The organism is Dysgonomonas termitidis (genome assembly GCF_042654545.1).
GTDB lineage: Bacteria > Bacteroidota > Bacteroidia > Bacteroidales > Dysgonomonadaceae > Dysgonomonas > Dysgonomonas termitidis.
On sequence record NZ_JBHSGN010000074.1, the window covers coordinates 21,384 to 33,468 of the forward strand.

12 protein-coding genes are annotated in these 12,085 nt (G+C 34.3%); all 12 read right to left on the reverse strand.

The features are described 5' to 3' along the window. Positions 1-10: 10 nt before the first annotated feature. Positions 11-589: a hypothetical protein gene (locus tag ACFO6W_RS11945; protein WP_379996691.1), complete on the reverse strand. Its 579-nt coding sequence runs from the start codon at positions 587-589 to the stop codon at positions 11-13. 450 nt (positions 590-1,039) lie between these two features. Next, complete coding sequence (locus tag ACFO6W_RS11950) at positions 1,040-1,816, reverse strand: glycosyltransferase family 2 protein (protein ID WP_379996693.1); 777 nt, start codon at positions 1,814-1,816, stop codon at positions 1,040-1,042. 46 nt (positions 1,817-1,862) lie between these two features. Further along, entirely contained in the window at positions 1,863-2,414 is a 552-nt protein-coding gene (locus tag ACFO6W_RS11955) for a WcaF family extracellular polysaccharide biosynthesis acetyltransferase (RefSeq protein WP_379996695.1), read from the reverse strand. Next, positions 2,411-3,550 (reverse strand): glycosyltransferase family 4 protein, encoded by a 1,140-nt coding sequence (locus ACFO6W_RS11960; RefSeq protein ID WP_379996697.1) that lies wholly within the window; start codon positions 3,548-3,550, stop codon positions 2,411-2,413. The genes ACFO6W_RS11955 and ACFO6W_RS11960 overlap by 4 nt, the downstream gene beginning before the upstream one ends. A gap of 11 nt (positions 3,551-3,561) precedes the next feature. Continuing rightward, positions 3,562-4,542, reverse strand: coding sequence for a glycosyltransferase family 4 protein (locus tag ACFO6W_RS11965; RefSeq protein ID WP_379996699.1), 981 nt, complete (start codon positions 4,540-4,542; stop codon positions 3,562-3,564). After that, the gene (locus tag ACFO6W_RS11970; RefSeq protein WP_379996701.1) at positions 4,543-5,574 is read right to left on the reverse strand and encodes an acyltransferase; all 1,032 of its coding nucleotides are present in this window, start codon (positions 5,572-5,574) and stop codon (positions 4,543-4,545) included. Beyond that, positions 5,574-6,800, reverse strand: coding sequence for a hypothetical protein (locus ACFO6W_RS11975; RefSeq protein WP_379996703.1), 1,227 nt, complete (start codon positions 6,798-6,800; stop codon positions 5,574-5,576). Before ACFO6W_RS11975 ends, ACFO6W_RS11970 begins: the two co-directional genes overlap by 1 nt. A 697-nt stretch (positions 6,801-7,497) precedes the next feature. Continuing rightward, the gene (locus tag ACFO6W_RS11980; RefSeq protein ID WP_379996705.1) at positions 7,498-8,601 is read right to left on the reverse strand and encodes a glycosyltransferase family protein; all 1,104 of its coding nucleotides are present in this window, start codon (positions 8,599-8,601) and stop codon (positions 7,498-7,500) included. Next, entirely contained in the window at positions 8,594-9,643 is a 1,050-nt protein-coding gene (locus tag ACFO6W_RS11985) for a glycosyltransferase (protein WP_379996707.1), read from the reverse strand. The genes ACFO6W_RS11980 and ACFO6W_RS11985 overlap by 8 nt, the downstream gene beginning before the upstream one ends. Further along, on the reverse strand, positions 9,640-10,656 hold the full coding sequence (locus ACFO6W_RS11990) for a CgeB family protein (RefSeq protein WP_379996709.1): 1,017 nt from the start codon (positions 10,654-10,656) through the stop codon (positions 9,640-9,642). Before ACFO6W_RS11990 ends, ACFO6W_RS11985 begins: the two co-directional genes overlap by 4 nt. Next, positions 10,653-11,642 carry a glycosyltransferase family 2 protein gene (locus ACFO6W_RS11995; protein ID WP_379996711.1) on the reverse strand — a complete coding sequence of 330 codons (990 nt, stop codon included), beginning with the start codon at positions 11,640-11,642 and terminating at the stop codon, positions 10,653-10,655. Before ACFO6W_RS11995 ends, ACFO6W_RS11990 begins: the two co-directional genes overlap by 4 nt. Positions 11,643-11,668: 26 nt before the next feature. Continuing rightward, complete coding sequence (locus ACFO6W_RS12000) at positions 11,669-11,896, reverse strand: LbetaH domain-containing protein (RefSeq protein WP_379996715.1); 228 nt, start codon at positions 11,894-11,896, stop codon at positions 11,669-11,671. Positions 11,897-12,085 lie beyond the last annotated feature (189 nt).

Consider the following 12,085-nt stretch of genomic DNA (forward strand, 5'->3'; position numbering starts at 1 on the left):
TATTTGATACTTAGTAGATATTGTTTATTTTCACCTGATTAAATATGCTGATTTGGTCTTCTATGCTTTTCTTGTTTCGGTCGAGGGCTTCCTCAAAAGCTTCGGTATCAGCTTCATTTATGATGGTAAGGCTAACTTCGAGAATGTGAGTAAAATCGTTAATCGCTTTTTCCAAAGGGATATTTCCTCTCTTCACTTCTTTTTTCAGGTGTTTTTCTATTTTGCGGGTCGTATTATAAATATTGGGTTTCTTTATTATCGTTCGTCTCATCGGGTCCCCGGGTACAACCTCTTCCTGAGTTACATAATATTCTTCCATCAGAACCTTGAAACATGCGACTTTAGATCCGAATTCATGCTCTTCTGCTTTTTGGATAGTGTTGTTATCAAATGTAGATGGTACTGAAGAATCGAACTCCCAGACATATCTTTTATTTTTTACATCGTCATCGCTTGTTGTGTTTGTGGTGATTATATCTGTTTTATTTTCAATGCCGCGATGATTGTTCGCATAATAGTTCTGAGCCGAAATATTGAGTATTATTCCGAGCAATAGAATAAATAGGGATAACCGATTAATTGCTTTCATACATTTTGTGCTATTTTAAGTTTATTGCACAAAAATAGAATGCCAATATTTCACTCTAATTAAAACAATGTGACATTGCGGTTAATTAACTATTATATAAAATTCGGAATAAAATCACAAAACTTTAACAATCAACTAAATACGATATAAATAGAGAAGACTTTCAGAGTATAACAGATAAAATTATTGAAGTGAGTGCCTCGAAAAAGAAGAAGAAAAGAATACCGTTTTGTAGCAGATCTGTCTTTGAAGTGATAAAAGAGATATGATTGCAGAATAATTAAGCAGATAGATATGGGAATGTGGGAAAAGTTGTTCAGAAAGGAAAGGACATATATAAATTTAGAGCAGAAGCTTGTGTAAATAGGGGTTGCAGGGTAAATTTCTGTAAAATGCGACAGATAGGATTATGAAAATCCGGCTCTCATAATCATCCAAATAGGAAACCTTTTAAAGATATCCCTTTAATTTATTAAATAACATCCATAAAACTTTTTCTATATATCGTAGACTTTCTAATATTTGATTTGAATACACATCATTCTTTTTGTACGCCAGCATATGATCCCGGAATATCTGCCTGTGACTTGATATACCTAATGTGGAGGCCCCTCCGGTACGCATTGTCACACAATCTACCGGCACATATTTTATTCGTATTCTATTTACAAAAATCAGCCGCAGGAGATTTTCAAAGTCTGCACCGATTTTAAAAGCACAGTCAAAAGCACCATATTTATCATACACCGACTTTCGGCAATAGAATGACGGATGAGCAGGCATCCACCCCATCCGCATTTTCCATCTCCGGAAGTTTGCTGATGAGTAGTAGCGGACGCACTTACCCAGATTATTATGCTTCACATAATGAATGTCTCCATACACTGCGTCAGCACCCGATAACCAGAGTTCTTTAACCAGAGTTTCTAGGATTGTATCAGATGTGTAGAAATCATCACTATTAAGAATACCTATTACATCACCCGTAGCCATCGCTATCCCTTTGTTCATGGCATCATATATGCCGTTATCGCATTCGCTTATCCAGCGCATTCTGCCTGCAAACTGAGGTTCATATTCTTTAATGATACTCATTGTACTGTCCGTTGATGCCCCGTCAACAACAATATATTCAATTTTCTTGTAGGTTTGGCACAAGACGCTTTCAATTGTGCACCGCACTGTTGTTGCACTATTGTAAGTAGCTGTTATGATTGAGATTTTCACCTTATAGGTAATTAAGTAATGATATTGCAAATGATTCAATTATATATTATTCTATTATTCTGTCCCTGATTTTTACGGCGGGTATCCCCAAATAGATACCATAGCCTTCTAAGTCGTGGTTGGCTACAGAATTTATACCTAAAACTGAGTGTGAATGCATTGTAACTCTAGGGCAAACTACCGATTGCGCACAAATCCAAACACCGTCTTCTATCTTTATTTTGCCTGTCATCAAATCAAATGCAGCAGATTTGTAATTATGGTTTCCGCACAACAACATAGCCCCCTGGCTTATACAAACATTCGACCCAATAGTAACTTGAGTGAGATTATCTATCCATACATTTTCGCCAATCCAGGAATAATCGCCTATTGATAAATTCCACGGATATTTGATATTGACTCTGGGTTTTATTACAACTTTTTTCCCTATTTTAGCACCGAAAAGACGTAGCAGGCGTACTTTAATTCCTGAAGATGGATTAAATGGATTGAGAATAAACAGTACATTGATAAAGTACCATATGATTCTCTTCATGCTACTGCCTCTTGTTTCGTACCATGAATTATCATAGCGGGATAAATCTGTTTTTATCATTTGGTAAACAAATTAATGTAATTTTGCTCGACAAGAGGATTCTCTCTGACCTCTTTTGCATATTGATAGGCTCTACCTGCCATGCTTTCGTATTGCTTCGATGACAGTTTCGCACATTCATCGATAGTTGAATAAAACAATTGTTTATTGTCCAGCGGCAAATCCCAACCTATATTTTTCTCCCTTAAATATCTCCAAGGTGTCTTATCACTAATTATCACAGGAGAGCTATTCATTAAACTTTCCAATATGGCATGACCGAAATTTTCCCCTGTTGAAGGTAAAAATAAGAAGTGATAACCCTTATATATATTCGGCATTTCTTGTGGGGATACCGTCCCTTTGTACTCCACTGTTACATTATCAGGTAAGTCTTTTATAACTTGTTCGCATTCGTCCCAATAAGACGGAGAATTTATTTGTCCGTAAATATGATACACCACTCGTTCTTTGCAGTACCTCAAACATTCAATAGCATACAAAGTATTCTTTTCTGAAGAAATACGAGCAAAACTGACCAATTTCACTTCTGCATTATCTTTCTTTGTAGCAAAGAAATTAAGATTCACTTTTCGAGGCAGATTTTCAACTGACTGAATTTTTCTTTTTGCGCCTAAAACCTGTTTGATATAATTTGCTTCTTCATCGTTTGTGGCATGAAATTTAACTTTATTAAATAACCCCAAACTTTTAGCAACAATCAGATAGCCCTTTTTTGCTGTTGATTTGATAGCCAATGCATGAGGAGAAAGCATTCCTCTTGCTGATACTATTACACATTTGGGATGCGTTATTTTTGCTAAAATTAAGGGAAAGACAGAGAAATATTTAGAATAGATTCCATTAATATACCAAGTACCGCAACCCGATTCTTCCACTGCTCTTTTTAGTGTCTTAAATGATAAATTTCTGTGGCTGAAATAATAGACGGAAAATCCATTTTGTTTCGTCCACCTGTCAGATAAAATATTTTGATAAGGTTTGGATTCGTGATAGTCTGTATCGGTCGTAACCACATAGAAATCAAACTTATCCTTTAAATGCTCTATAATGTTCATATTGGATGTGGTAGGGCCTCCTGCTTTGAATCCGGGAGCAAACCAATCAATAAAAATGAGAATTTTTTGCTTATTCATTATCTTACAAATCACTTTTTCCCTAATATGCTATTATATAAATCATTATACTTTGCAGCAATAATTTCGGGAGCAAATCGTTTCACATTTTGTAACCCTTTTGAAATTAGTTCTAATCTCAGTTCCGAGTTACCCAGCAACTCTACAAGTCCTTGCTTAATGGCATTGGTATCAGTTGGATCAACGAAATAAACTGCGTCTCCGGCTACTTCGTGAAGAACTTCAATATCTCCAGCCAATATAGGTCTACCTACGGCATTCGCTTCCAATATGGGCAAGCCGAATCCTTCATATGTGGACGGAAAACTTACTACATCACAATTACGATAGAGTTCAAGAACTCTACTGTATGGTAAATCGTAATAGTTCTCATAACAAATTTTAGAAGCCTTCATCAACCCATGTTGATTATAAGTCATTTTACCAAGGACTACTAATTTACACGTCAACCCTTCAACTGCTTTTATTACACGTTCAAGATTTTTATTCACCTTTGTCCCCAAGTGCAGTATGGTTGGTTGCAGACCTATCGCTTTACTTGCTGAATATTGAATATCTGAACAAAAAGGATCATGAATCACCACAATCTTATGTTTGGCAAAAGGGATAGTCTGTTCCAGTTCTTTACGAGTAAAATCGGATATAACTGTAATTTTCTTCACAATCAATGCAGGAAGATAAAACCACAATAACTTGATATAAAATCGCTTCAGTGGGTTAGTTATCCGTAAAGCAGACTGTACATCATGTATTGTCAAAATTGTATTTCGTCCTAATCCTATTGCTATATAATGAGTATCTCCTGTGATATGATTCACCTCCGTACGATGCTTATAAGCATATATAATGTTTTTAAAGAGACAGACAGGAGATGCTCCCTCATATGGAAGACTTACATTACGATGCGATAGTAATCGCCTGTCTATTATTTCAAATACGGTCTCAATACTATTAATACCAATCCGTTTCCAACGAAAAAAAATTGAAATCATTTATCCAAAAATAAACTTTGATTTTGGTAATAAGTTCACCAATCTTACAATAAAGTAAGAAATAACAATATTAAGGGAAACAACTAATAAATTTATCAGTAACACAACTATACCATTCAACTCCAGGCCACACACATCCCTAAAAAACAATGGGAAAATATAATATATCACAGCTTCATGAATCAGATATATTCCAAAAGAATATTTAGAGAGAGAATTAATTACTTTCATTATATAATCATTTGTCACTCTAATCTTCCATAATATCGAAAATGCCAAAATTGAAAATAGTACCGGTACTATAGTCACATAAGAACTAATTTCCACAGTAGTCATATTAAGATGGAAGTATCCGGCATATATAAAAATAATGCCTATCAAGAATATACTTCCTAATATCAGGCAATTTTTTAAATTCCAATTTCCAAATATCCATATTGGATTAAATCGTTTAATGTAGTAACCAAGAATATAGTAACCAAGATACCCGCCTATATAATATGTGATATAAGTGATGTTATGATCAAAAAAGGTATGGCCTGTTAAATGATAGTAATAAGTAAAAGTTGTACTTGCTAACCATACAATCAGATAAAATTGAAACATTTTCTGAGAGCATTTATGAAAATACTCCGAAATAATGGGAGTTATCATATACAAGGCTAATATTGCATAAATATACCACAAATGAGCACTTGTAGCGATTAAAAATAGATCTTCCGAATTAGGCCTTATTAATGCTCCATTTTCAAAAATAGCCGATAAAACACGATATATAATACACCAAAATAAGAAAGGTATAAAAACTCGTTTAAATCTTTTTGAGATAAACTCCATATCTCCATATTTCATAGGTAAATTCAAATATCCTGATATGATGAAAAATAAGGGAACACCGCACTTTCCTACAAACCATTTAAGCTTGACAATACCAGGCGATACATTTTCAAGTCCTATTTGAGTATGACATAAGATGATAAGGAATAGAGCGATACATCGAATAATGTCTAATTGAATGTTCCTATTTGCCATTATAAATATTTTTTGTATTTATTGAACGGTGAGATATATTTAATTAAAAATACATACACAAGACTCCATATAAAGAAAACGAAGCCGCCATCGGTGAAATTTTCAAAGTCTTTAAAAATCGTTTTTATGATTGTATAGAAAGCCCATATCGCTATTGGATCGAAAGGAACTCGTGGTCGCAAGAAATGCCAAAACCAGCAAACAAAAAGTCCTGCAATAAATGGAAAAATCAAAGTCCCAATTATGCCGAATGAAAAATAGCATCCCCCAATAAACCCTATGGTAACCGCAACATGAGATTTTGCTCCGGATATTTCCCAGTCATTGTGGCCTGTAGCCAGTTTATACATCATACCACCTATTGCTACAGGTGGCTTATTAGGCCATAATACTCTTGGAACTATAGCTGTAGCACAGTAATAAAAATATTGGGGCTGTAATCCATTTTCTTGAGCATAGTGAATAGACCATGCATTACATACAATAGAACCTGCTCTACTCAACGCATATTCCAGACCTTTATCTGTAGTTTGGTTTTCATTACTATATAGACCTTTACCGGTCACATAATCTATATATTCGAAAATAGTCTCCTCTACAGTGACTTCATTCCAGGAAATATGTTTTCTGTCTGCAATTTCTCTAAAAATATTTATGTATGGAAAAACGATAAAAACAATAAAGACGAATAATAATCCAAGTTTTGTGAGTAATTTAGTATCAAGAGGTATTTTCCCACTTTTATATCCTGCAATCAAATATATAATGTAAGGTAAAATATTGTGCAATATACTTTCTTTCATTCCATAGCCAAGTACGCATACTATTTCGATGACAGTTATCAGCCAAAACAATCTTTTAACATTACGATTTGTATCATTCTTCAACATTAAGAATACCAATAATGTAAGTGGAACTAATTGCCCTTGTGTGTAAACTAATGAGAATATAGACGAAATTGAAGATAACGGCAAAATGCCATATAATATTCGAGTTAACCAAACAATAATATAAATGATAACAGCCCATTTCATGTAAGGCACCTCTTGAGAAGAGATATTCGTGTAATCAGTTTCATAATCTTCTGAATATTTCATTTTTATTCTATCGTAATAAAAATACCCCAGAAAGATAAGAAAATGTTCAAGCGATAAAAATAATGCACCTTGTGTTATATAAGGACTTATCTCATAGATACCAAAGAATATGGGTATTTTTTCTACCATATTGAAATACAAATTAATACCATTAAACCCTATGTATTGTATGACAACTAAAGGGAAAATTATGAATGGATGAAAATAAGGAGCTAATTTTATCTCTTTATAAAATAAATATGCATATGATACACAATTCCAACATGATAGGAAAAGCAAAAAAATTGCTGATCCATTTAAATTAAATGCATAGAAAAATGTAAAAGCAAGAACTATAAAAAAGAACTGATAATATAAGAACCTACGTCTTACTATATCTAACGAATGTATCTTAGCCATATCCGCTATATTGTGTTAGCGTCCAATTTTTACGTATAGTGTTTCAGAAAGCTATTTTCAGCCTCTTCCATACAAAAAACATTAAAATAGACTTGATTTTTAAATTTTATCAGGTTTAATTCCGATGGTCATCGGGAGGAGATTTCCATAATCTCGACGTTCCATCACTATTTTTCGGAAGAACTTCTTGAAGAACTCCAGAGATGAGTACCATACATCCGGCAAATAGATTTCTCAAACAGATTATAAGGGACGTTGTTTTTTGAACAGAATGACTATATCGACTCTCCCCGGAGAACTGCTTCCGCTCTTTAACGAACGAACAGATGTCCAAATTCTCTAGAACTATACATATATTTCAATAGCAAAGATCCTTCTTTTACATTAGTAGCACAAGACGCCAGAATTGGATACTTACTAAACATAATTAATGTATATATTTAAGAAATTCAGAATAAACATTTTCACTAAATCTATTGTAATTGAAATTGTCTATTGTTCGTGGAGACAAATCAATTTTAGGAAACCGACTATTTTGAATATCTAACTCAACAATATCTGGCGCAAACACGCTTTTGTCCATCTCATGCAACAGGGTCATCTCCTTAGGATACCACACCTCTAAACCGTTTATCAGGTATTCATAGAATTTATTGGTTTCACAATATCTAACGTTTAAAGTTGTAGCCCGATATAACAGAAGTCCTACATCGTATTTGCATAAAACTTTTGGAACATCTGAGTAGGTGATTCCTTTTTCATGAAATGAAATATATGGCGAATCAATCTCTCTTATTGTAGTCTTGACATCTGCATGAAAGTTAAACGAATATATATCAAAAGTTACTTGCCCATGCTGCCTCGACACCCATTCGCAAAAATCCTTTATAAATGTGTCTTTCAATGAAAGAGATCCGACATATACACACTTGATGACCCTGTCCTCTACATATTTTTTCTTTTGTACATGCCAAGCTTTCGGTGGATAGTTAGGCATGATATGACAAACCGTTTGAGGTACAAACGGATAATCTTTCAGGAAAAAATCTTTCCTGTTCTGGTTCGTTTGTGAAATCCAATAGGCATTCTTATACAAATAAGAGATTTCAGATTTATGATTAAATTTCGATAATCTCATTCCCGGCCTATCATACTCCTCCGGTGTCATGTATTCATGATAATGGATACATAGTTTTACTTTTCTATTAATAAAACGTTTATATAAATAAGGTGCAAATGCCGAAATAGATTCATAATAGAGTATTACAGCAGGCTTTTCACAAAACAGTCGCCACAATGTATAAAAGGTAAAATAGCAATATTTTATCAGTACTTTTATGGAACTATCTTTTTTGTTTTCCTTGATAGGTCGGTAAATGCGAATTCTGTCAAAAGTATAGTCTGCTAATGAATTTGACTTTCGAATTGATACCACTGACAATTTAACTTTATCCTGCAATGCCTCTATCAGATTCATTACAGGAGGAAAATAATCAAGCGGATAATAATGTATTACAAATAATTTATTCATTAAATAGCTCCTCTATCTTTTGTGTATAAGTTGCCGGACTGCATAATGCTTTCATTTTTTTCTTCGCATTATAAAAACATTCAATTGTCTTTTCTTTATTGGTGATCAAGTTTATGATTTGGTTTTGAAAAGCATTTTCCCAATTGCTATGATCTGTTATCATATACTCCGCTACACTAAAATTCCGGGCCAGTTCGCCAATCCCGCCAGATTGAAATCCGATGAAGGGGATTCCGAAATCGAGGGCTTCCATTAAAATACGCCCAAGGGGTTCTACCTTATTGAAATGCAATAAAATATCTATTGATTGATAGATCTGGATTTTATCTTTGACAAAACCATGAAATACGCACTTTATCTGTTTATATGAGTTGGTTCTTTCAATAAAAGAACGAACCCCGGATATTTGACCGTCAATGTCACCATAAAAATGAAATTCCAATTGAAAGGGTGTTACATGCTTTTCGCAATATTCACAAAATCGTGATATATCATGCAAGCCTTTTGTTGTCGTAACCCGGCCAATAATTCCCAAACGGCATATTGTCTCCGGCTTCATATCCCTGATTTCATCAAACCCGGATATGGGTTGATAGATGTCATACAAAATTCTGCACTGTATATGTGTATTCTGCATTACTTCATGTGTTATATATTCCGATACAGATATGTACGAGATATTATTCCGTCTTTTTCCTAAGCGATGCACATGGCAATCTTCCAAAAGCCGTATATGCACAAAAAAACGCTTGCGGGGGAACAAGTCGGCCAAAAGATTCAAATACTTGATATGTCCTCCTTCGTTAATATATATACCATCATACTTATTGAAAAGGAGCATGAACATTAAACGTATATATAAAAACTTCACAGAGGAATACGAATGAGGGCAATGTTTATTTTGTCCCCTTATCTTATCATAAAACAATCCGTGGGAAAGATAGACTATATATTGATGCCTGGTTGCGGAAAGAAAATCAAACAAGACCTGCTCACTTCCATAGAATTTTCCGGACGGACTGACAATTGCAATTTTTTTCATACTATAACCGCCATATTTATCAGTAGATTTCTCATTATCGATTCATAGTCAAATCCGCCTGTTTGTACCTTTTTAAAGCTTTTTTCCATGAGTGTTTTCAGTTCATCCATGTGAGCGTTGTAATACTTCACCTTTTCTACGAGTTCTGTAATTCCTTCATAATAAATCACCTCGTCGTCTGCATAGAATTCTTCAATCTCCGAGTTTTTCTCTGTAAGCAAAGCCGTCTTGCACGCTGGAATTTCAAACGTTCGGGTAGTATGCTTTTCCGGAATCCACTTAGATATTGATCCCCAAGCATAGAGGCTGCTACTGATAACACATACATAGTCATCACCGAATACTCCCGAACCCAGATAATTCAGATGTTCTGATGGATGTGATTTCACGAACTTCTCCCAACCGATGCCGGCTAATGTCACATCAATACCATTTTGCAGCATAACCTCGATGGCTTCCAAACGTTCATCTTCATAATGCCCGATAAATGCAACCCCTTTTTTATGTTCCCATTCCATTATAGGACGATGCAGGTTCTTGTCGAATCCTTGAGTAACATACAGCACCTTATCTTTACTTCCCATCACACGAATGAAATCCTTCACCTCAAAACTTTTTGTTGTTACCATATAATCATATAATGGCATACTATCGTAGAAGAGTCTGGAACGATGGAAAGTAAAAGCAGGATCGGGAGTATAATGCACCAACTTATCAGCATGCTCGCGAAGCACTTGCGTAGTCTTTCGAGTCAGGTAGATAGCTTTGTCTACCCATATCAAGTCATAGTGTTTTCCTCCAAGATTCTCCAATACATATTGATTAACTTTGCCAATCAAGGGGCCCTTTTTATATCGGAACCCGATAGATTGCCACAGACGACACATTTTCTGTTTAGGAATATCCGTATTTATCACATCTATCTCCCAATCCAAAAGAATTCCTCGAATTTTCTCAGCTCTCATTTTCGAGGTAGATCCATCATTATAGATACCGATATATAATACCTTCATTTCTTACAACTTAATAAATGTTTTATGAATAAAACATTCCAAAACCCAATTAAGTAACAAAGAATTCTAAAAATAGATCCTCCAATATTAGGTTTATCCTTTATATTACCAAGAGCTTTTACTTGTTTTCTCGCTCTATCTACAATGTGATTATATATGACATATTGATATGCTACCGCCTGAAACAATTTTTTCAAGCCAACCTTAGCCATTGGTGTAAGCAAATTTCTGCTCTTTAGATATTCTAAAATTAATTCATAACTAAAAAGTAACGATGCGCCTTTGGCTTCTATCGGTTTGCGACGCGATATAGAATTGGGATTGTTGCTTCTATAGAATAGACAACCATGTTTGGAAAACTTAATTTTATCAGCATTAGCTATTACTCGAATAAAAAATTCACCGTCTGTATTAATTGTTAAAGTTTCATTCCATGTACCTGCTTTATCTATAATTGAACGAGGTGTCAAATAACATGTTAATCCAAACATTCCGTCATTAAGTAAGTCTTCAATTAAACCGATTGAAGATTCATAATCCTTATATACAGATTTCTTTTCAATGTTAAAATCATCAATGGAAGTATAAAAACGGCCCCATGAGCATGTCGCAATCACATTATCATTTGCCCCCTCTAATAATTCCATTTGAGACGATATTAAGTCCGAGGATATAAGATCATCAGAATCTAAATAAACAATGTAATCACCGGTAGATCTTTCAAAAGCAAGATTGCGAGCACAGCACACACCTGAATTTGGTTGTGAATACAGTTGAATATTATCGAATTTATGAACCCAATCTTTAGCTATTTCAACAGATTTGTCAGTTGATCCATCGTCAACAATAATTATCTCAATATTAGGATATTGTTGTGTAATACAACTCTGAAGTGTTTCCTGTAAATAAGTTTCAGAGTTATAACAAGGTATAAGAATTGAGACTTTGGGCTTATCCATAATTACTTCCGGGCATAAATATTTCACATATAGTGTTTGAAATAGATCAATTATTATAACTGCCTAATTGATAGATTCAAATCTTGAACAACCGAGTTCTTGGACGGTATACACTTGTTTGAAAGCGTCGTATTAAAACCAACTATTACATCTTCACCCAATATACACCCTTTTAATATTGATACTTTTTCTCCTAACCAACATCCATCACCAATTTTCACCGGCCGGGTTACCGGCTTTTCAGTTTCTTTTCCAAATGCGGGGAAAAAATCAACTGTCATTTTTCTTCTCACATCAGAGGGGTAAATGCAATGTGTATTGGTATCCCAAATTCTATTATTATAAGACACTTGGCAAAAAGATCCAATACTTACGCATTCATCAACTCTAATTTCTGTACCATCATTTATATTAATTCAAGTTGCTATTTATAGAATTATCCAATAAAAAAGGTCAATCCCTTAACTTTG

Bases quoted from the DNA above. Each gene is read 5' to 3' on its own strand.
- ACFO6W_RS11945 (WP_379996691.1), bottom strand. From the start codon at position 589: ATGAAAGCAATTAATCGGTTATCCCTATTTATTCTATTGCTCGGAATA.
- ACFO6W_RS11955 (WP_379996695.1), bottom strand. From the start codon at position 2,414: ATGATAAAAACAGATTTATCCCGCTATGATAATTCATGGTACGAAACA.
- ACFO6W_RS11960 (WP_379996697.1), bottom strand. From the start codon at position 3,550: ATGAATAAGCAAAAAATTCTCATTTTTATTGATTGGTTTGCTCCCGGA.
- ACFO6W_RS11965 (WP_379996699.1), bottom strand. From the start codon at position 4,542: ATGATTTCAATTTTTTTTCGTTGGAAACGGATTGGTATTAATAGTATT.
- ACFO6W_RS11970 (WP_379996701.1), bottom strand. From the start codon at position 5,574: ATGGCAAATAGGAACATTCAATTAGACATTATTCGATGTATCGCTCTA.
- ACFO6W_RS11975 (WP_379996703.1), bottom strand. From the start codon at position 6,800: ATGGTAGAAAAAATACCCATATTCTTTGGTATCTATGAGATAAGTCCT.
- ACFO6W_RS11980 (WP_379996705.1), bottom strand. From the start codon at position 8,601: ATGAATAAATTATTTGTAATACATTATTATCCGCTTGATTATTTTCCT.
- ACFO6W_RS11985 (WP_379996707.1), bottom strand. From the start codon at position 9,643: ATGAAAAAAATTGCAATTGTCAGTCCGTCCGGAAAATTCTATGGAAGT.
- ACFO6W_RS11990 (WP_379996709.1), bottom strand. From the start codon at position 10,656: ATGAAGGTATTATATATCGGTATCTATAATGATGGATCTACCTCGAAA.
- ACFO6W_RS12000 (WP_379996715.1), bottom strand. From the start codon at position 11,896: ATGACAGTTGATTTTTTCCCCGCATTTGGAAAAGAAACTGAAAAGCCG.